Raw genomic sequence first — 19,361 nt, forward strand, 5'->3', positions numbered from 1 at the left:
AGGTCGGGGGCGAGGGTGGAGAACGCGAGCAGCCCGCCCGGCCGCAGTCCGCGGGCGACGGCAGGCAGCAGGAGGTGCGGGTCGGCGAAGTCCAGCGCGCCGAAAACGCTGTAGACGACGTCGAACCCGCGCGGATGCCCGCTCATGTGGACGGCGGCGTCCGCCTGGACCAGGCGCAGCGGCGGCAGGTGACCGTAGTGGGCGCGGGCGTCCGCGGTGCGGTGCACGTCGTGGTCGACGGCGACGATCCGGGCCGGCTGCCCGGTCCGCGCGAGGTGGGCCGCCCGATGACCGGCACCCGGACCCAGCTCGGCGACGACCAGGTCCGTGAGGTCGCCGAGAAGCTCCGCGCCGGGCGGCGTACCGCGGTGCCAGTCCCAGCGGAAGCGGTCGTCACCGGGCCGCCTGCCCGCGGCGGAGGAACGCTACGAGGCAGGTGTCACCGCCCCATCGTGCACAGCCGGACGCGGGAGGATCGGGGATCGCCCGCGGTTCACCCGGACGGGCCGGGCGCGGTGGTCCCCGGCACGAGCCGCACCAGAGGTCGTAGGGGTGCGTACGCGTGCGGCACGGCCGTCTACGTGTACCCATCTCGGTCGGGTACGGATGCCGGGCGGCGGCCCCGGCCGGGACCCTGGGGGAGCCGTAGCCCGGAAGGGACGGCGCGGGAGGTGAACGGCTGCCCTGGTCGGCGGGGCGGGCGTGCACCGGTCCGGTAGCGACGCGCCGGTAGTGATGCGGTACGTCATGAGCGGGTCCCGTCGGTGTGACCGTCACCCCACCGACGGGTGCGAACGGGCGGAAGTGAGAGGGGAGGGGTGTCCGCAAGGACGCCCCTCCCCTCGTGCCGTCGTCGTGCGTGCCGTGCCGTGCCTACGGCGCTAGCGGGGTGACCGGTCGGCGGGTACCCGTGCGGACCGGCCGGAGGGGGCCGGTGTGCTGGAGCGTCTGCGGCAGGTGCGGGCGGCCCTTGGTGCCGGACTCGATGTCGGCGACCAGGGCGCGCAGTGCCACGCCCACGTGGGACGCGGGCAGAGCGCCGTCCAGCGTGGCGAGGGCTCGGCCGGCCCGGTTGCGGGCACCGGCGTCGCGGCCCTGGTGATGGTCGACGAACGCCTTGGCGTAGCGGGCGACCAGAGCGGCCCAGGCGTCGTCGCGGGCCCCGCGCCGGGTCAGCGCGCGGCGCGCCGTACGCCGTGCCGCCGCGGGGGCGAAGGCGGCCTGGGCCACCGCGCGGGCCGCCAGGCTGACGGCCGGTGAGGGACCGCCGGAGGCGTGGTCCGGGATGGTGCGGGCGGCCTCCTCGAAGTGCTCGGCGGCGGCCCGGTGATCCCCTTCGTGCAGAGCGATCAGGCCCTGGACGTGGGCGATGTGGCCGACGGCGGCGTCGTCGCCCGCCAGCACCGCCGCCGGCCAGGCCCGGCCCAGCAGTGCACGCGCGCCCTGCGGATCGCAGCCCGCGCCGAGCCAGGCCGCCAGCAGTCGGCCGCGCATTCCCGTGTCGCTGTCCGTGGGGCACAGCGGAAGCAGCCGCAGCAGGTAGCTGCGCCCCTCCTCGCCGTGGTCGAACACGGCCCACCAGAACCACAGACTCACGACCGTCTCCAGCGCCGTCTCGGCCTGGTCGGGACGGCACAGGGACTGGCGGAGCATGGACGTCAGCTCGGCCCGCTCCTCCTGGACGAGCCGCACGGCCTGGTCCTGGCAGCCCGAGGCCCACAGGTTCTCCGCGACCACGGCGATCTGCCGACAGTGCGCGGCGCGGCGCTCCAGGGCCACCTCGCACTCACCGGCCTCCCGCAGCCGCTCCGCGCCGAAGTCCCGCGCGGCGCGGGTCATCCGATAGCGGGGCTGGCGCAGACCGCCCGGGTCGCGCACCGGCTCCAGTACATGGAAGGCAGCCAACTGAGCCAGAAGAGACGGCACTTGATACGGCTCCACGCCGCCACCGGCGCACAGGAACACGGCCGTCGACTCGTTGAACGGCCCGGCGAAGGCGCTGGCCCTGCCCCATACGATCCTGGCCTCCCGCTCGCACAGCGCGTAACTCGCCCCGACGGCGTCGCGCAGCGAGCGGTGCCGCCGCAGCACGGGGCGGTCGCTGGACAGCCAGCACTGGTGACTCTCCAGCAGATCCGCCAGCTCCTCCGCCGGCTGCCGCGCCATCTGCTCGGCGGCCAGCTCGATGGCGTGCGGAACTCCCTCCAGGGTGCGGCAGATCGCCTCCACGGCGCGCAGATCGGCGAGGTGCGCCCGTGGTTCCGAGGGGTGCGCCTGCGGGCCGGCCGTTTCCAGCTGTGGCTGTGGCTGTGGCTGTGGCTGTCCGTCAGGGTGCGCCGGCGCCGGGAGCAGCTTCGCCGTGGCCGTCCGTGGATCACCGGGCGTCGTGGTCGCCGTGGCCGTCGTCAGGGCGTCGTCCAGTACGGTCCGGGCCCGGCGGAGGAACAGTTCGACGGCCGGTGCCCGGTCCGGTGCGGTGGTCAAGGGGCCGGTGGCCAGGGGCGGGAGGTGCAGGACCTGCTCCTCGCCGAGGCCCAGGACCCGGCGCGAGGTCACCAGAACCCGTAGCCCCGGTACGGCCACCAGCAGGCGCTGCACCAGGCCCATGCACTCCCGGTGGACCGGATCCACATCGTCGAGGAACAACAGGACACCGGTTTCCGGAAGTTGCCGCACCAGCGCCGCGATGTCCGCCTCCCGGCGATGAGGACGCCTGCCGGTCAGGGCCTGGCTCACGGCCGCGGTCAGCGCGCCCGGCTCGCCGGGACCGCTGCCCTGCCAGCTCACGTGGACCACCCGGCGCCACGGCCCACCCGTCCTCGCCGCCGCCTCAGCGGCCAGCCGGCTCTTGCCCACGCCCGGTCTGCCGGTCACCGTTACCAGATGATGGTCCGTCAACAACGCCCCGAGGGTGTCGACTTCCCGCTCGCGGCCGATCAGGGCGTCGGCCGACCCGCCGTCGTACACAGGTGGCACCGCAGAGCTGCCGACACACTTCCACACGTTCATGACCTTCCGTATTTTTCGGATACGACGAGCGGTGACACCGCGGCCCGGGGGTCGGCAGCCCCAAGCGCAGAACCGTCACTTCACCGGTGCCACGGCAGGCCCAACGCGGAACGCGCACCAAGGTGGCGACGCCACGCCCGGGATCACACGGGACGACGACACGTAGAACATCCGTGCGAGACACTGTTCGGAATCTGTTCTTCCGGATGTGGCAAGAGGGTGGCTTTTGTGTGATTGAATTGCGTACAACTTAGCCAACTGGCCTGATCTGATCCCTCACTCCCGTGTCGCTCAGGCCTGCTTCCGCCGCGCAGCGTCGCACGGTGCCGCCTGCCGCCGTGCAAGAGAAGGAACCCCACTCCATGACCGCCGCAGCCACCGTTTCCAACTTCTATTACGGTGCCGTGACCCCGGTAGCGGCCTATCTGATGGCCTGTTTCGGCGCCGCGCTGGGGCTGAGGTGCACGACGCGCTCGCTGCGGGGCGCCCGCCGTGGCCGCAAGGCCGGCTGGCTCGCCCTGGGCGCCGTGTCCATCGGCTGCGGCATCTGGACCATGCACTTCGTCGGCATGATCGGCTTCAGTGTCCAGGGCGCGCTGGTGAGCTACGACCCGGCCAGGACCCTGCTCAGTCTCGCGGTGGCCATCGTGGTCGTCGCCGTCGGCGTCTTCCTCGTCGGCTACCGGGGCGCCGCACCCCTGAATCTGGGAATGGCGGGCACGATCACCGGGCTCGGCGTGGCGGCCATGCACTACCTCGGCATGGCGGCCATGCACACGCACGGCACCCTGCGCTACTCCGCACCGACGGTGGCACTGTCCGTGCTGATCGCCGTCGTCGCCGCCACCGCGGCCCTGTGGGCGGCGGTCTCCGTGCACGGACTGTTGTCGAGCCTGGGGGCGAGCCTGGTGATGGGCGTGGCCGTGACCGGCATGCACTACACGGGGATGGCCGCTGTGTCGGTGGACCTCAGCGGCTCGACCGCGACCGGCCAGTCGTCCGTCGGACTGCTGTCGTTCCTGCTGTTCATGCTGGCCGGCCCGCTCACGGTCCTGCTGATCGCCGCGGTGATCGTGATGTTCGACCCCGACATGATGCTCGGTGACGACGAGCGGGAGCGGCCCGTGTCCGGGGCGCGCGGAGCCCACCGGGCCACTGCCGAACCGGCCGAGCCGGGCGTGTCGGGCGAGTCGGCCGAACGAGCCTCGTGGTGAGTCGGGTGAGCGGGTGGTCCTGTGAGTGGGAGGGAACCGGAGCCGTCCCCCCGACCCGCTGACGTCACGTCATGTCACCAGCCGGGCCGGGCTCTCCTGCCGAACAGCAGGCCGCGCGGCTCGGGCGGGGGCGGCGTGCCCCGTTTCAGCGGCCAGGCGAGCAGCATGCCCGCGAGGAAGCCGACGACATGCGCGGCGTACGCCACCGTGCCCGCGTCGGAGACGCCCTCGCCGGAGGAGTACACCGCCTGGAGCCCGAACCAGAAGCCCAGCACCATCCAGGCCGGCAGCCGCAGCGGCAGGAAGATCAGGAACGGGACGAGCACCCACACCCTGGCCCTCGGGTACAGCACGAGGTAGGCGCCCAGCACCCCCGCGATCGCTCCCGACGCGCCGATCAGCGGGTCGGTCGAGTCGGCGTTGACGAGCGCGAAGCCGTACGACGCCGCATAGCCGCAGGCGGCGTAGAACAGCGCGAAGCGGACGTGGCCCATGCGGTCCTCGATGTTGTTGCCGAAGATCAGCAGGAACAGCATGTTGCCCAGCAGATGCAGCCAGCCGCCGTGCAGGAACATCGCGGTGAGGACGCTCAGCGGCGGGGACTTGTCGTAGTCCGGCGGGCCCAGCAGACAACCGCCGCCGCCGACCTCTCCGGTGGGGACGAGTTGCGGCAGCTGATGGTGGATCAGCTCGCGCGGGACGGCGGCGAACTGCTCCAGGAACGCGTGCAGATGGCAGGTCTGCGCCAGCGTGCTGTCACCGGCCACCGAGCCGGACAGGCCCGGCATGAACAGAAACACGAAGACGTTCACGCCGATCAGCGCATACGTCACCACAGGGGTGCCGCGCGTGGGGTTCACGTCATGGACGGGGATGACCACAAGGAAGTACTGCCCCCGATACGTCGGGTGAATCGGTGAACGCGCTGAACGGGGTCACCCGCGGCTGCGTATGAACCGGCAACCGCCCGCGGCACTGGGAAGGCGGGTCGCGGGAACGACGTGAGGAACAGGCGATGAACGACCGGGTTACTCCTCCGATGCATGCCACCCCCGACGGTGAGGCGGAGATCGCGCTCGTGATCCGACTCCCCTGGGAGGACGTGGCACGGCTCGGCCAGGAGGCGGGACGGCTGGCCGCGCAGACGCAGCGGCCGGTGACGCTCGACGAGGCCGTCAGCCATCGGCTGCGGTCGCGGCCGGCGCCTGCGGCGCACGCGAAGCCGGCCGAGCAGCAGCCCGCGGCGGTTTCGGCGCTGCCGAGGCTGTCCGGGACCGCGTAGTCCGGGGTCCGGGGCCGGGGCCGGGCCGCTTCCTAGGGGTTCCGCACCTTTGCCGCCGCTTTCCGCGCCGCCACCAGTACCGGATCCCACACCGGGCTGAACGGTGGGGCGTAGCCCAGGTCGAGGGTGGTCATCTGTTCGGCCGTCATGCCTGCCGTGAGGGCCACCGCCGCGATGTCGACCCGCTTGCCCGCGCCCTCCCTGCCCACGATCTGTACGCCGAGCAGGCGGCCCGTGCGGCGTTCGGCGAGCATCTTGACCGTCATGGGGGAGGCGCCGGGGTAGTAGCCGGCCCGGCTGGTCGACTCGATGGTGACCGTCTCGAACTTCAGGCCCGCCCTGCGCGCGTCCTTCTCGCGCAGGCCGGTCCGGGCGATCTCCAGGTCGCAGACCTTGCTCACGGCGGTGCCGACCACGCCGGGAAACGTGGCGTAACCGCCGCCGGCGTTGGTGCCGATGATCTGCCCGTGCTTGTTGGCGTGAGTACCCAGCGGAATGTGGCGTTCCTGGCCGGAGACCAGGTCGAGGACCTCGACGCAGTCGCCGCCGGCCCAGATGTTCTCGTGGCCGCGTACCCGCATCGCCAGGTCCGTGAGCAGACCGCCGTGGGCGCCCAGGGGCAGCCCGGCGGCCTTGGCGAGGCCGGTCTCCGGGCGGACGCCGATGCCGAGGACGACCACGTCGGCCGGGTACTCGCCGTCCGGTGTGACGACGGCCCGGACCCGGCCGTCCTCGTGCGTGAGCAGCTCGGTGACCTCGGCGTCGTTCACCATGGTGATGCCGAGGCCCTCCATCGCCCGGTGCACAAGGCGGCCCATGTCCGGGTCGAGCGTCGACATCGGCTCGCTGCCCCGGTTGACGACCGTCACCAGATAGCCGCGGTTGATGAGCGCCTCGGCCATCTCCACGCCGATGTAGCCCGCTCCCACGACCACGGCGTGCCGCCCGCGCGCGCGGGTGCGCGTCAGCGTGTCGAGCAGTTCCTGCCCGTCGTCGAGCGTCTGCACCCCGTGCACGCCCTCGGCGTCCGCCCCCGGCATCTCCGGCCGGATCGGCCGGGCCCCGGTGGCGATGACGAGTTTGTCGTACGACGTCCAGGACTCGGCCCCTGAATCGACGTCACGCGCGTGCACGCCCTGCCGGCCGAGGTCGATCGCCGTGACCTCGGTGCGCAGGCGCAGGTCGATCCCTCGCGCGCGGTGCTCCTCGGGCGTGCGGGCGATCAGTTCGTCCCGCTCGGTGACGTCGCCGCCCACCCAGTACGGGATGCCGCAGGCCGAGTAGGACGTGAAGTGGCCGCGTTCGAAGGCCACGATGTCCAGTTCCTCCGGCCCCTTCAGCCGACGGGCCTGGGACGCCGCGGACATGCCCGCGGCGTCCGCGCCGATCACGACCAGCCGCTCCCGACCGGACGCCCCGTGGCGAGCGCTCTCACTGATGCTCATGCGAACACGCTACGGGGCTACGGCAATTCGGTCCTGCCCTGGCCGGTCTTGCCCGGCCTCCGGCCCGATCAGTCCCGCCCGGCCTCTTCCCGCCCGGCCTCTTCCCGCCCGGTCTCGCTCGGCTCGGCCGGCTGGAGTGCACGGCGGCGTGGCCGCAGCAGCCGCAGCCACACGAGCAGGATCAGCGCGAGCACCGCGGCGAACGGCAGCACCGCGCCGAAGGCGACCGCGATCCAGCGCAGCATCGTCACGAACGCGTCCCAGCCTCCTGCCAGCGCGTCCACGAACCCGGGGTCGTCGTCCTCCTTCTCGGCCACCACCGGCTTCTCCGTCAGAGTCAGCGTGATCGTGGCCATGCTGGTGCGGTCCTTGAGGGAGGCCTGCTGGGCGAGCAGGGCCTCCAGGTCGGACTCGCGGCGGCTCAGCTCGCCCTCCAGGGTGACCACGTCGCTCAGCTTCGTGGCCTGGTCCATCAGCTCACGGACGCGGATCACGCTGGCGCGCTGCGAGGTGATGCGGCTCTCCACGTCGACGACCTGGTCGGTGACGTCCTGGGCCTTCGCGGTGCGCTCCAGGAGCTTGCCGGCGCCCTGGAGGCCGGCCAGGACGTCGTCGTACTTCTCCACCGGCACGCGCAGGACGACACGGGTCTGCTCGGAACTGTCCTCGTCGCGGACGGTCGTCTCGTCGCTGAGGTAACCACCCGCGTTCTCGGTGGCCGCACGAGCCTGGTCGAGGGCCTTGGACACGTTCTTGACCTGCACGGTCAGCGTGGCGGTGCGGATGATGCGGTTCACGGACGGCTTCGGCGCCGTGGTCGCCTTCGAGCCGCTCGCGCCCGCGCCCGCCTTGGCGTCCTCGGCGGGCTGCGCGACGCCGGCCTCCGGACCGGCCGCCTTCTCGGCACTGCCGCTGCTGCTGTCACCCATGTCGTTCGCACCGCATCCGGCGAGGGCGACGGTGGCGGCGAGCAGGACGCCCGCCAGAGCGTGGACCGGTCGTACGGAACCTGTCGGACGTCGTGTGGGACGTCGTACGGAACGTCGTGTGCGCATGTGGGCGTACCCCCGAGGGTTCGGCTACGGCTGATGGTCCTTCGACGCCGGAGCGGGGCCGGACGTTGGCCTCCGCGGGTTCCGAACAGGTCACGGTCGGGACGCGGGAAGGACACCGGAGGCGGACCGCGGACGGCCGGGGGGAGCGGGGGCGCGTGGGGAGTGTCAGTGCGGTTTGAGAGAGTTGGGGCATGAGCGCAACGGGTACGGGCACGGGGCATGTCGTCGTGGTGGGAGCCGGGATCGCGGGCCTGGCCGCCGCCCACCGGCTGCTGGACCGCGGCGCGCGCGTGACCGTGCTGGAGGCTTCCGACCGGGTGGGCGGCAAGCTGCTGCCCGGCGAGATCGCGGGTGTCCGGGTCGACCTGGGCGCCGAGTCGATGCTGGCCCGCCGCCCCGAGGCGGTCGCCCTCGCACGCGAGGTGGGCCTCGCCGGCCGGCTCCGGCCACCGGCCACCGCCACCGCCTCGATCTGGACCCGCGGCGCCCTGCGCCCGATGCCCCAGGGCCACGTCATGGGCGTCCCCGGCACCGCCGCCGCGCTGGCCGGCGTCCTTTCCGACGAGGGCCTCGCCCGGATCGCCCGCGACGCCGACCTGCCCCGCACGGAGGTCGGCGAGGACGTGGCCGTCGGCGCGTTCGTGGCGGCCCGCCTGGGCCGCGAGGTCGTCGACCGCCTGGTGGAACCCCTGCTCGGCGGGGTCTACGCCGGTGACGCCTACCGTCTGTCGATGCGCTCGGCCGTCCCGCAGCTGTTCCAGGCCGCCCGCACGCACCGCTCGCTCACCGAGGCCGTCCGCGACCTCCAGGCGGAGGGCGCCGCGAACCGGCAGAGCGGACCGGTGTTCATGGGCATCGAGGGCGGCGTCGGCTCGCTGCCCCCCGCCGTGGCCGCGTCCGTCGAGGCGCGCGGCGGCGAGATCCGCACGCGCGCGTCCGTGAGCGCCCTGCGCCGCGAGCCCGCCGGCGGCTGGCAGGTCACCGTCGGCGACCGGATCCTGCACGCCGACGGCGTCATCGTCGCCGCTCCCGCGCCCGTCGCCGCCGCGCTGCTCGCCGCCGAGTCCCCGGAGGCCGCCGCCGAGCTGCGCACCGTCGAGTACGCCTCCATGGCCCTGATCACCCTCGCCTACCGCCGCTCCGGGACCGCCGCCCTGCCCCACGGCAGCGGATTCCTCGTCCCGCCCGTCGACGGCCGCACCATCAAGGCGTCCACGTTCGCCTCCCAGAAGTGGGGCTGGATCGCCGACCAGGACCCGGAGGTGGCCGTACTGCGCACCTCCGTCGGACGGCACGGCGAGACCGCGATCCTGGAGCGCTCCGACGCCGAACTCGTCGACGTCTCCCGGCACGACCTGAAGGCCGCCACCGGCCTGGACGCCACGCCCCTCGAAACCCGCGTCACCCGGTGGACGGACGGCCTGCCCCAGTACCCGGTCGGCCACCACGCGCGCGTGGCCCGCATCCGCGAACAGGTCGGCAGACTCCCCGGCCTCGCGGTGTGCGGCGCGCCCTACGACGGCGTCGGCATCCCCGCCTGCATCGCGAGCGCGTACGCGGCGGTCGACGAGATCGGCGGCGACGCGAGCGCCGCGCGCGAGCTGACGGCCAACCCCGTGCAAAGTCTGCACGGCGGAGCGGGAGAATGAGAACCATGAGTGACGACGCCCCCACCACCGAGTCCGGCAGGATCCCGAACAAGGGCAAGCTGGCCAAGGACCTCAACGAGGTCATCCGCTACACGCTGTGGTCCGTCTTCAAGCTGAAGGACGCCCTCCCCGAGGACCGCGCCGGCTACGCCGACGAGGTCCAGGAGCTGTTCGACCAGCTCGCCGCCAAGGACGTCACGGTCCGCGGCAGCTACGACGTGTCCGGTCTGCGCGCCGACGCCGACCTCATGATCTGGTGGCACGCCGAGACCAGCGACCAGCTCCAGGAGGCGTACAACCTGTTCCGCCGTACCAGGCTGGGCCGCGCGCTCGAGCCGGTCTGGTCGAACATGGCGCTGCACCGCCCCGCCGAGTTCAACCGCTCGCACGTCCCGGCGTTCCTCGCCGACGAGACGCCGCGCGACTACATCAGCGTCTACCCCTTCGTGCGCAGCTACGACTGGTACCTGCTGCCCGACGAGGACCGCCGCCGCATGCTCGCCGACCACGGCAAGATGGCCCGCGGCTACCCCGACGTCCGCGCCAACACGGTCGCCTCGTTCTCCCTCGGCGACTACGAGTGGATCCTCGCCTTCGAGGCCGACGAGCTGTACCGCATCGTCGACCTCATGCGCCACCTGCGCGCCTCCGAGGCGCGCATGCACGTCCGCGAGGAGGTCCCGTTCTACACGGGCCGCCGCAAGGACATCGCCGAACTGGTCGCCGGACTCGCCTGATCAGCGCGCCGGCCGGGCGGTCGCCGCGCTCTTCTCGGCGCGGGCGGCCGGCCGGGGCTCCGCGTGCGGTGCGCAGGCCGCGCGCCGCGCCGGCAGCCGTCCCTCCAGCAGGTACGCCTCCAGGTGGCCGTTGACGCAGGCGTTCGGCCCGCCCGCGATGCCGTGGGTGCCGGCGTCGCGCTCCGTCACCAGCACCGAGCCCGTCAGCCGCCGGTGCATCTCCAGAGCGCCGTCGTACGGTGCCGCGGCGTCCCGTTCGGCCGCCAGGATCAGCGTCGGCGCCAGCTCACCCGGACCGGTCCGCACGTCCAGGGGCTGCTGCCGGGGCGCCTGCCAGTAGGCGCACGGCAGATTCGCCCACACGTTGTCCCAGGTCTCGAACGGGGCCACGCGCGCGAGCCGGGTGTTGTCCCGGTCCCACACCCGGAAGTCCGTCGGCCACGGCCCGTCGTTGCACTCCACGGCCGTGTAGACGGCGTTCGCGTTCTCCGCCTCCGCCGCGGCCTCCCGGGGCGGCGCGGCCAGCGCGATCAGCAGCTTCGGATCGCCCTTCAGATACGCCGACAGCGCCTCCGCGCGCGACGGCCAGTAGTCGTCGTAGTACCCCGCCTGGAGGAACGTGCCCTGCAACTGCGCGGGCCCCACCTTGCCGCCGGCCGGCTCCGCGTCCAGCTTCGCCTGCGCCCGCTCGTAGCTGCGCAGCACCGCCTGCGAGGTCCTGCCCAGCCGGTACACCCCGTCGTGCCGGGCGACCCACTCCCGGAAGTCCTCCCAGCGGCTCTCGAAGGCCGCCGACTGGCCTAGGTTGTTGCGGTACCAGATCTGCGCCGGGTCCGGGTTCACCGCCGCGTCGAACACCATCCGCCGCACGTGCGAGGGGAACAGCGTCGCGTACAGCGCCCCGAAGTAGGTGCCGTACGACGCCCCCATGAACGTGAGCCGGTCCTCGCCGAGCGCGGCCCGCAGGACGTCCAGATCACGGGCGTTGTTCAGCGAGTTGTAGTGCCGCAGCGCGTCACCGGCCCGCTGCGCGCAGCCACGCGCGTACGCCTTCGCCCGCGCCACGCGCTCCCGCTTGTACGTCTGCGAGGGATGCGCCGGGGCGGGGGCGGGGCCCTTGAAGAAGGTCTTGGGGTCCTCGCAGGACAGCGGGGCCGAGCGGCCGACTCCGCGCGGGTCGTAGCCCACGAGGTCGTAGGCGGCGCCGATGCGCTTCCATTCGGGGATCATGCCGATCAGCGGGAAGTACAGGCCCGAGGCGCCCGGCCCGCCCGGGTTGAAGACCAGCGAGCCCTGCCGCGGGACCCGGCGCTTGCTGTTGTGCGGGTCACGGTGGGTCGCCCTGACCCGGCTGACGGTCAGCTCGATCCGTTTGCCGTTCGGCCGCGCGTAGTCCAGCGGCACGCCGACCTTGCCGCACTCCATGCTCTCCGGCAGATCCGGTACGTCGGTGCAGGCCCCGAAGTCGATCCCCGCCGCCGCGGCCCGCTCGGCGGCGATCACCACACCGGGCACGGCGTTCGGGGTCCCGCCCGCGGGGACGGCGGAGAGGGTGGTCAGGAGCAGGGCTCCCGTGGCCGAGTGGAGGACGGCAGCTCTCATCGCGTGTCCCTTCGAAGCGCGGCAGCGACAGAAGGGATGGTTCGTCCGCCCGTTGACGAAGGCAAGCACCACCGGGGGTGTCGGCGCCGAATGCCCCGTGTGCGCCCCCGCGAACCCGGACGCGCCGGGGGCGGGGAGCCGGCGGGCAGACGGAGGCTCGGCGTGCCGGCTTCCCTACGCCCTGTCCCGGTGGGCGAACGCCGCGCGTAGTTCCGGTTCGGCCGCCGCGTGGACGCCGCGGACGGCTATGGAGGTCAGGTAGGTGCGGTCGTCGGCCGCGGCCGGTGTGTGCCGGGCCAGGGCGGCCAGCAGGCGTTGTCCCGCCGGGGAGGCCCAGCGCGAGTACGGGTGCGCCTCGATGCGGGCGAGGGCCAGGCAGCTCAGGGTGAGGGCAAGAGGGAGCCCGAACCAGGCGGCCATGAGAAGGCGCGGCATGTCCGAGGGGGCCGGCATCAGCAGCGCCGCCGCCCCCAGCGCCAGGACGGTCAGCGCGGCCCCGCGCACCTGCCGGACGCCCGCCGCCACCGTCGTACGGGCGCCGTCGGGTACCGCGAGGCCGGCGCCGGTGAGGCGGTCGGCGAGTCCGCGGACCGCGTCGGCGCCCGCCGCGGCGGCCCGCACCGGAGTGATCCTGGACTGTCCCTCGGGGCCGATGGCTCCTATGACGGACCGTTCCATCTCGTCGCGCCCGCGCGGGTCCACGACCGTCGCCCAGCCGGTGTGGGCGAGCAGCAGCCGCCGCTGCCGGGCCATGGACACCAGGGTCAGCTCGGCGACCCGGCCGGGACCGCCGGACAGGAACGCCGCCTCGTACAGCGTCAGCTCGTGGCCCTCGCCTACATCCACGTCCGCGTCGACGGATGCCGAACGGACGGCGGCCAGGCACAGCCGGCTGCACGCGACACCGGCGACGGCCCAGGCCGGCAACAGGAGAAGGACCCAGAACATGCCGTGTTTCTATGCGAGAAACGCGGGAGAACGCTACGCCTTGTTCACTATCCGGACCCGGTGTCGTGGATATGTGACGGTCCGTTCGCCTTCGTCCGGACGCGGACCGGACGCGAACGTGGACGCCAACGCGGACGGATCAGGAGCCGTCTGCCGAGGGGGGACCGGTCGCGGCCGGCGGGAGCGGATAACTCGGGTCCGGTGACGGCGCCAGCGGCACGACCGCGCCGGGGTCGGCGACGGGACCCGGCGGGGCGGGGGAGCGGGTGACCGGCGGGGTGCTGCCGGCCGCGAGGTCCCGGGCCAGACCGGCGAAGTCCACGTAACCGGTTGCCTCAAGGACCTTGATGTGGTCCAGGACGGTGGTGTTGGCGTCGTCGGCGAGGTCGCGGACCAGCGCGTTCTGCGTGCCGGCCCGGACCTGGGCGACGAGGGAGAACACCCGGCCGTGCGCCAGTCGCAGGATGTTGGCGAACTCGCGGTCGAAGTCCTCGCCCTGTGCCGCGTCCAGCGTCCCCAGCCAGTCACGCTGCTGGTCGGTGGGGTCGTTCGGCAGCGCGAGCCCGAGCTGTGCGGCGACCGTGCGCACCCGCTCGTCCAGGAAGGCGTGCCCCTCGACCAGGTGCCGCCCCGCCGTCCGTACGGCCTCGGTCGTGCCCTTGGCCTGCGCCTGCCGGCCGGCCGGCAGTTCCCACAGCCCGGCCAGCCGCACCTTCGTGACGAAGTCGCGGTCGGGCCCGGACAGCGGCCCGTACCGGGTCGCCACGGTCTCCGCGTTCAGTACGTCGACGCCGGTGCCGGACCGGTCCTCGTACGACCAGACCGGGAAGATCAGTGCGACGAGCGTCGCCGCCAGGCCGACGACGATGAGCCCGGTGCCATTGAAGATGCCTCTGCCCTGGATCGGGGGACGCGGTCGGGGTCGCATGGTGCCTCCTGCTCACGGCACCGCACGCTCGTGCTTCGGGTGCGGGGTGCGGAGTTGGCATATTACTGCGGCGGCGAGGCCAACTGCCGTACGGGGGCGAAGCGTTGCATCTCGGGCATCTAGGGGTGAATGGATGGCGTGGGGCGGGTGGCAAACGGGGAGGAACCGTCGGGAAATCGGTTGCCGGGACGGGCGGCCCATCCTGGTGTTAACCCCGGCACACCCGAGCACCACCGATCGGGGCGACCCGACGACTCCACCGCACGGATCGCCGCTCGGTCACCGCCCGATCAGCGACCGGCCCACCTGGCCCACCCGTCCCAGCCGGGACAGCGGCCTCGGCGCCGGGCCCGAGCGGTCCAGCCACCAGCGCCGCAGCTCGCGCCGGGTCCGCCCCTCCGCCAACTGCCCGCCGAGCAGCAGCCGCTCGGCGAAGTCCAGGGCGTCCTGCCGGTAACCGCCGCGCATCGGGTGCCCCTGGGCGTACGCGACGAACGCGGCCCGGTAGCCCGTACCGAGGATCAGCGGCAGCTCCGGGGCCAGCTTCGCCACCACGTCCGCCCGCTTCGCGGCCAGCGCGCGGGCCTGCACGCCGAGCCGCACCCGGTCGAAGCCCTCAGGGACGGGCGTCCCGGCGACCAGCGCGGACAGCAGCGCGGCCTGGGTGACCCCGAGCCGCTGCCGTGCGGCGTCACCGGCGACCGCCGGCCGCTCGCTCTCCCCGGCGGTGCCCGTGGCCGCCGCCTCGGGGGCCGACGCCCCCTGATCCCGGGCCCCGCGCTGCCGTGCCCCCGCCTCCACCGCCTCCCGGATCGCCGCCAGCTCCCGCTCCAGCTCGGCCGGTTCGGGGAAGTTCTCGTCCCGTTCCAGCAGCACGCCGGGCGGGGCGACGCGGGAGGTGAGGTCGGTCAGGATCTCGAGGACGGGGCGCGGCACCGGATGCGCGTGGCTGTCGTGCCAGACGCCGTCCCGTTCGAAGCCGCCCGCGACATGGACGTACGCGATGGCTTCCAGGGGCAGTTCCGCGAGTGCCTTGGCGGGGTCCTCGCCGCGGTTGACGTGATTGGTGTGCAGGTTGGCCACGTCGATGAGCAGCCGGACACCGGTACGGTCGGCCAGCTCGTACAGGAACTGCCCCTCCGTCATCTCCTCGCCGGGCCAGGCGATGAGTGCCGCGATGTTCTCCACGGCGAGCGGCACGGGCAGCGACTCCTGCGCGATGCGCACGTTCTCGCACAGCACGTCCAGCGCGTCACGGGTGCGCGGCACGGGCAGCAGATGACCGGCCTCCAGCCGCGGGGTCGCGGTCAGCGGGCCGCCCGCCCGGACGAACGCGATGTGCTCGGTCACCAGGGGCGCGCTCAGTGCCTCGGCCCGCTCGGCGAGCGCGGTGAGCCGCTCGGCGTCGGGCCGGTCGGCGTCGCCGAGGCCGAGCGAGACGCCGTGCGGGACGACGGTGACCCCGCGTTCGCGCAGCCGCAGCAAGGACTCGGGGAGGTGACCGGGGCAGAGGTTCTCGGCCACGGCCTCGACCCAGTCGATGCCCGGCATGCGCTCCACGGCGTCCGCGATCTCCGGCCGCCAGCCGATTCCCGTACCGAGCAGCGTCATGGTCCCCTCCTTCATCGCCGACCCCCCTGCGTGGTGACGGGGATATGACCCCGCCGGCCGGGCCCGAACCGCCGCCAGTGCTCCTTCAGAGCAACATTTGAGGTTTCGGCCGCGCACACCCCACGGCCCGCCCGGCGTCTGGAGGTACGCGCGGCGGGCCCGCCCGGTTCAAAGAGACGACACGGAAAGGGAAGGAAAGAGAGGAAACCTCTCCGACGTACGGGCACGGGGAACGTTTCCCGGCCTGGTCGGGGAAGGACGGCCGCACGGGTCGGCCACCGGCCAGGAGGGGAGTACGGTTGCGGGACCGAGCGCATTTCGCGTGCCGTCATCCATGACGGCGTCGCCCTCGGGGAACGGCAAGGCCGGAGCACTTCGCGTCCGGCCGGAAAGAGCCGCACGATGCCCCCTGGCCTGTTCTGACGCGCTGTCTTCCGCATGCCGTTTCCGCGCCCCGCGGTAACGGATCTCCTTAGTTTCCGGGGCGTCCGGGAGACATTTCGGCGCCGCGCCTCCTGCACGTCCCGAACCGATCAAGAGGATGTAGGGAGCATGTATTCACAGGAATCGATCTCCGGTCGCCGACGCGGCCGTCCCGAACCGACCGCCGAGACGCTCTCCGGACTGGCGTGCCTCGTCTGCGCCACCGACTACCGCGCCGCGTCGGCCCCGGAGGCGGTGGTGGTGTCCCACCGCGACGACAGGCCGCTGCTCGCCTGCCGGGGGACCTGCGCACGCATGGCGGGCGGCTCGGTCGACGGTCTCGACGAGACGCCCCTCCCGCTGGACGAGCGCGTACGCAGGCACCAGGACGCCGCTCACCAGGACGCCGCTCACCCGGACGCCCCGCACGAGGACGCCCGTCACCAGGGCGACCCTTCCTGACCCGGAATCCCGGCAGCCGTGACCCGCACGAAGAAAACCCCATGATGAGGAAGCGCATGAGCCTGTTGAGCCTCGGAGTAGTCGCCTCCTCCCGCAAGGAGAACGAGTTCCGGCTGCCCCTGCACCCCGCTCACCTCCACCGGATCGCCCCCGACGTACGCGAAAGGATCTTCCTCGAACAGGGCTACGGCGAACGGTTCGGTGTCGCCGACGACGCTCTGCTGCCGCTCGTGGCCGGACTGCGCTCCCGCGAGGAACTCGTCGCCGAGTGCGACGTACTGCTGCTGCCCAAACCCCTGCACGAAGACGTCGCGGAGCTGCGCGAGGGACAGGTGCTGTGGGGATGGCCGCACTGCGTGCAGGACGAGAAGATGACGCAGATCGGCATCGACCGACGGCTGACCCTGATCGCCTGGGAGGCCATGAACCACTGGACCTCCACCGGCGCCTTCAGCGTCCACGTGTTCCACAAGAACAACGAGCTGGCCGGATACTGCTCGGTGCTGCACGCCCTGCAGCTCGGCGGGGTGACCGGCAGCTACGGGCGTCGCCTGCGGGCCGTGGTCATCAGCTTCGGCGCCACGGCGCGCGGAGCGGTCACGGGCCTGGGCGCCATGGGCGTCTCGGACGTCACGGTCCTCACCCAGCGCGCCGCGGCGGCCGTGGCGTCGCCGATGCCGTCGGTCGTGATGGGGCACTTCGCCGAGGACGAAGACGACCCGTCGCGCCTGCGGGCGTTCACGGCGGCCGGTTCCGTGCCGCTGGCGGAGTACCTGGCCGGGTTCGACATCATCGTCAACTGTGTCCTCCAGGACACCGACGCCCCGCTCACGTTCGTCACCGAGGAGGAACTGGCCCTGTTCCGGCCGGGCACCTTCTTCGTCGACGTCGCCTGCGACGAGGGCATGGGCTTCGCCTGGGCCCGGCCGACGACCTTCGGAGACCCGATGCCCACGGTCGGGCGGAACTGCCACTACTACGCGGTGGACCACAGCCCGTCCCACCTGTGGAACTCGGCCACCTGGGAGATCAGCGAGGCGCTCCTGCCCTACCTCCGCAAGGTCATGCGCGGCCCCGCGGCGTGGGACGCCGATGCCACGGTCGGCAAGGCCATCGAGATCCGCGACGGCGTCGTCATGAACCCGAAGATCCTGTCCTTCCAGAACCGGGCAGCCGCCCACCCCCACGCCGTCGAGCCACCGGCCCCGCTCGTCACACCGACGACGGAGCCTTCCGCCCAGCCGGCCTGACGACTCTGGGGGGTGACCGGACCCCCGTCATCTCCCCAGGGCCCTCACCGAGAACGCAGCGCCGGGTGCTCCGCGACCACCGTGCAGCTGCCCGGCGCGATCTCGGTGAACCCCGCGTCGCGCACCAGCGGCAGCCCGCTCGCGATCAGCTCACGCCAGCGCTCTGGGCCCGCGGTGCGCACGGCCAGCGGGAAGCCCGCCTCGCGCCACGACGAACGCTCCGCGTCGGACAACTCCCACCAGGCGAGCTGCGCGCCGTGCCCGGCCTGCGCCATGGCCTTGCCCGCCGACATCTCCACCTCGGGGCTCATCCACAGCACCGGTACGCCCGGATCGGCCGCCGGCGGCTCCTGGGGGTCGTCGAGCTCGGTCCCCGACACCTGGAGCTTCGCCAGCTCCTTCGGCCACCCGTCCAACGGCACCGGCGGAAACACCCGTACCTCGGCCGCCTTCCCGGTCACGGTGATCCCGGGCAGTTCCCCGGCCCGCCGCCACTCGCCCCCGCGAGCCCGCCGTACGACCTTGCGGATCCGGGCGTCCTGCCAGTCGCGCACGGTCCGCGCCCACTCCCCGTCCCCGAGGGCCCGCTCGTCGCTCAGCAGCACGAGCACGGCCCGAGCGGCGGTCTCGAGGGCGTCGGTACGGCCGGGAGGGTCGGCCTTCTCCAGCCGGACGACGAGGGGAAGGACGTACTGGGGCGCCTCATCACGAGGATGCGGCTCGGTCTGGAACGGGCTCTCACTCACTCGGCGCAGGGTACTGGACCGCAGGCCGAGGCCGGCGCGCCGGTCAGCCCGAGCAGGCCGTCCGCTGAGCCTCCTGCCACTCGCACACCGGGCACATCGTGATCCCCTTGTACGACTCCGGGTACTCCGTCGGCTCGCGGCACAGCACGCACTCCGCGTACGGCGGCCCCTCGGCCCTGGGCGGCCTGGTCGCGTCGATCAGACAGTAGGCGGTTTCGCTGTCTTCACCGTCGTCGCTCATGACTCCAGCGTACGAGAGGGCGCACCCCTCAGCGGTGGCCGCCCGTGGCGCCGATCAGCTCGGACACCTTGACGAACCGGTAGCCCCGGCGGCGCAGCTCGGGCACGATCGCGCGCACCGCCCGCTCGGTCACCGGGGCGGCGCTGCGCGTGCAGTGCATGACCACCACCGACCCCGGTTTCACGCCCTCCAGCACCTGCCGGGCCACCGCGTCCGCGTCGGTGGCGAAGGCGTCGCCGCTCACCACGTCCCACTGCACCGCCGTGACACCCGCGCCGCGCACCGCGCGCAGCGCCTGCCCGTCGTAACAGCCGCCGGGGAAACGGAAGTACGGCATCGCGTCCGGCACCCCGGCCCTGCGGAAGGCCGCGTACGCCCGCTCCACGTCCGCGCGCATCGCGTCCCGCTCCACGGTCGGCAGGCCGTAGCAGTCGGCGGTGAAGGCGTGGTGGCTGTAGGAGTGGTTGGCGACCTCGAAGAGCGGGTCCCGGCCGATGGTGCGGGCCTGGACCGGGTACTCCTCGGCCCACCTGCCCGTCATGAACACGGTCGCCGGTACCTTCGACGCCCGCAGCGCGGCGATCAGTTCGGGATTGTCGAAGCGCTCACCGGCCGCCGCCCTCCCTCCCTGGTCGGCGGTCATGTCGGCGTCGAAGGTGAGGGCGACGGTCTTGTCGCCGGTGCGGGGGGCGTGCGCGAACACGGGGGCCTGGCCGGCCGGTCCCGGCGCGAGCGTGGGCGGCCGGGACACGGCGGGCG

General features: G+C 72.9%; 18 protein-coding genes. 6 read left to right on the forward strand and 12 right to left on the reverse strand.

The genetic code is table 11. The annotated features are described in order from the left end of the window. Positions 1–323, reverse strand: a 323-nt coding sequence (locus BZL64_RS04305) for a methyltransferase domain-containing protein (protein ID WP_158101498.1), incomplete at its 3' end; no start/stop codon positions are given. A gap of 550 nt (positions 324–873) precedes the next feature. Further along, positions 874–3,009 (reverse strand): ATP-binding protein, encoded by a 2,136-nt coding sequence (locus BZL64_RS04310; protein WP_244205178.1) that lies wholly within the window; start codon positions 3,007–3,009, stop codon positions 874–876. A 362-nt stretch (positions 3,010–3,371) separates the two neighbouring features. Here BZL64_RS04310 and BZL64_RS04315 point away from each other — a divergent pair, with 362 nt between their 5' ends. Next, a complete protein-coding gene (locus BZL64_RS04315) occupies positions 3,372–4,223 on the forward strand; it encodes an MHYT domain-containing protein (protein ID WP_086766315.1) in 852 nt (283 codons plus the stop codon). A gap of 74 nt (positions 4,224–4,297) precedes the next feature. Here the strand turns inward: BZL64_RS04315 and BZL64_RS04320 are convergent, their stop codons facing one another. Beyond that, entirely contained in the window at positions 4,298–5,104 is an 807-nt protein-coding gene (locus BZL64_RS04320; RefSeq protein ID WP_086766317.1) for a rhomboid family intramembrane serine protease, read from the reverse strand. A gap of 134 nt (positions 5,105–5,238) precedes the next feature. On the opposite strand from BZL64_RS04320, the gene BZL64_RS04325 reads away from it, so the two are divergent. Then, entirely contained in the window at positions 5,239–5,505 is a 267-nt protein-coding gene (locus tag BZL64_RS04325; protein WP_086766319.1) for a hypothetical protein, read from the forward strand. Between the two features lie 32 nt (positions 5,506–5,537). Here BZL64_RS04325 and BZL64_RS04330 read toward each other — a convergent pair whose 3' ends face one another. Both BZL64_RS04330 and BZL64_RS04335 read right to left on the reverse strand, forming a co-directional pair. Continuing rightward, a complete protein-coding gene (locus BZL64_RS04330; protein ID WP_167396088.1) occupies positions 5,538–6,950 on the reverse strand; it encodes an FAD-dependent oxidoreductase in 1,413 nt (470 codons plus the stop codon). A gap of 68 nt (positions 6,951–7,018) precedes the next feature. Further along, positions 7,019–8,005, reverse strand: a complete 987-nt coding sequence (locus BZL64_RS04335) for a DUF4349 domain-containing protein (protein ID WP_086766321.1) — start codon at positions 8,003–8,005, stop codon at positions 7,019–7,021. Between the two features lie 191 nt (positions 8,006–8,196). On the opposite strand from BZL64_RS04335, the gene hemG reads away from it, so the two are divergent. Both hemG and hemQ read left to right on the forward strand, forming a co-directional pair. Beyond that, complete coding sequence (hemG, locus tag BZL64_RS04340; RefSeq protein WP_086766323.1) at positions 8,197–9,654, forward strand: protoporphyrinogen oxidase; 1,458 nt, start codon at positions 8,197–8,199, stop codon at positions 9,652–9,654. Between the two features lie 5 nt (positions 9,655–9,659). Then, positions 9,660–10,391 (forward strand): hydrogen peroxide-dependent heme synthase, encoded by a 732-nt coding sequence (gene hemQ / locus BZL64_RS04345; RefSeq protein ID WP_086766325.1) that lies wholly within the window; start codon positions 9,660–9,662, stop codon positions 10,389–10,391. Here hemQ and BZL64_RS04350 read toward each other — a convergent pair whose 3' ends face one another. The 4 genes from BZL64_RS04350 to BZL64_RS04365 all read right to left on the reverse strand — a co-directional run bounded on the left by BZL64_RS04350 (position 10,392) and on the right by BZL64_RS04365 (position 15,480). Next, on the reverse strand, positions 10,392–11,993 hold the full coding sequence (locus BZL64_RS04350) for an alpha/beta hydrolase (RefSeq protein WP_086766327.1): 1,602 nt from the start codon (positions 11,991–11,993) through the stop codon (positions 10,392–10,394). Positions 11,994–12,167: 174 nt separating this feature from the next. Continuing rightward, entirely contained in the window at positions 12,168–12,941 is a 774-nt protein-coding gene (locus BZL64_RS04355; protein ID WP_086766329.1) for a TIGR04222 domain-containing membrane protein, read from the reverse strand. A gap of 139 nt (positions 12,942–13,080) precedes the next feature. After that, on the reverse strand, positions 13,081–13,869 hold the full coding sequence (locus BZL64_RS04360; protein WP_086766331.1) for a DUF4142 domain-containing protein: 789 nt from the start codon (positions 13,867–13,869) through the stop codon (positions 13,081–13,083). Positions 13,870–14,148: 279 nt separating this feature from the next. Next, positions 14,149–15,480, reverse strand: coding sequence for an MbnB/TglH/ChrH family RiPP precursor modification enzyme (locus tag BZL64_RS04365; protein ID WP_086766333.1), 1,332 nt, complete (start codon positions 15,478–15,480; stop codon positions 14,149–14,151). Positions 15,481–16,032: 552 nt separating this feature from the next. Between BZL64_RS04365 and BZL64_RS04370 the strand changes: the two genes are divergently transcribed. Continuing rightward, positions 16,033–16,365, forward strand: a complete 333-nt coding sequence (locus BZL64_RS04370) for a hypothetical protein (RefSeq protein ID WP_086766334.1) — start codon at positions 16,033–16,035, stop codon at positions 16,363–16,365. A 56-nt stretch (positions 16,366–16,421) separates the two neighbouring features. Continuing rightward, complete coding sequence (locus BZL64_RS04375) at positions 16,422–17,615, forward strand: N(5)-(carboxyethyl)ornithine synthase (protein ID WP_086766336.1); 1,194 nt, start codon at positions 16,422–16,424, stop codon at positions 17,613–17,615. 44 nt (positions 17,616–17,659) lie between these two features. On the opposite strand, the gene BZL64_RS04380 is transcribed toward BZL64_RS04375, so the two are convergent. From BZL64_RS04380 to BZL64_RS04390, 3 genes are all read right to left on the reverse strand, one after another. Then, positions 17,660–18,361, reverse strand: a complete 702-nt coding sequence (locus tag BZL64_RS04380; RefSeq protein WP_244205180.1) for a peptidyl-tRNA hydrolase — start codon at positions 18,359–18,361, stop codon at positions 17,660–17,662. Between the two features lie 43 nt (positions 18,362–18,404). Continuing rightward, complete coding sequence (locus BZL64_RS04385) at positions 18,405–18,602, reverse strand: hypothetical protein (protein ID WP_086766341.1); 198 nt, start codon at positions 18,600–18,602, stop codon at positions 18,405–18,407. Positions 18,603–18,630: 28 nt separating this feature from the next. After that, on the reverse strand, positions 18,631–19,361 hold a 731-nt coding region (locus tag BZL64_RS04390; RefSeq protein WP_107430206.1), incomplete at its 5' end, for a polysaccharide deacetylase family protein.

This window comes from Streptomyces bobili, assembly GCF_002154575.1.
Taxonomy (GTDB): Bacteria; Actinomycetota; Actinomycetes; order Streptomycetales; family Streptomycetaceae; genus Streptomyces; species Streptomyces bobili.

Bases quoted from the DNA above. Each gene is read 5' to 3' on its own strand.
- BZL64_RS04375 (WP_086766336.1), top strand. From the start codon at position 16,422: ATGAGCCTGTTGAGCCTCGGAGTAGTCGCCTCCTCCCGCAAGGAGAAC.
- hemG (WP_086766323.1), top strand. From the start codon at position 8,197: ATGAGCGCAACGGGTACGGGCACGGGGCATGTCGTCGTGGTGGGAGCC.
- BZL64_RS04355 (WP_086766329.1), bottom strand. From the start codon at position 12,941: ATGTTCTGGGTCCTTCTCCTGTTGCCGGCCTGGGCCGTCGCCGGTGTC.
- BZL64_RS04370 (WP_086766334.1), top strand. From the start codon at position 16,033: ATGTATTCACAGGAATCGATCTCCGGTCGCCGACGCGGCCGTCCCGAA.
- BZL64_RS04330 (WP_167396088.1), bottom strand. From the start codon at position 6,950: ATGAGCATCAGTGAGAGCGCTCGCCACGGGGCGTCCGGTCGGGAGCGG.
- BZL64_RS04385 (WP_086766341.1), bottom strand. From the start codon at position 18,602: ATGAGCGACGACGGTGAAGACAGCGAAACCGCCTACTGTCTGATCGAC.
- BZL64_RS04360 (WP_086766331.1), bottom strand. From the start codon at position 13,869: ATGCGACCCCGACCGCGTCCCCCGATCCAGGGCAGAGGCATCTTCAAT.
- BZL64_RS04365 (WP_086766333.1), bottom strand. From the start codon at position 15,480: ATGACGCTGCTCGGTACGGGAATCGGCTGGCGGCCGGAGATCGCGGAC.
- BZL64_RS04310 (WP_244205178.1), bottom strand. From the start codon at position 3,009: ATGAACGTGTGGAAGTGTGTCGGCAGCTCTGCGGTGCCACCTGTGTAC.
- BZL64_RS04350 (WP_086766327.1), bottom strand. From the start codon at position 11,993: ATGAGAGCTGCCGTCCTCCACTCGGCCACGGGAGCCCTGCTCCTGACC.
- hemQ (WP_086766325.1), top strand. From the start codon at position 9,660: ATGAGTGACGACGCCCCCACCACCGAGTCCGGCAGGATCCCGAACAAG.
- BZL64_RS04325 (WP_086766319.1), top strand. From the start codon at position 5,239: ATGAACGACCGGGTTACTCCTCCGATGCATGCCACCCCCGACGGTGAG.
- BZL64_RS04335 (WP_086766321.1), bottom strand. From the start codon at position 8,005: ATGCGCACACGACGTTCCGTACGACGTCCCACACGACGTCCGACAGGT.
- BZL64_RS04315 (WP_086766315.1), top strand. From the start codon at position 3,372: ATGACCGCCGCAGCCACCGTTTCCAACTTCTATTACGGTGCCGTGACC.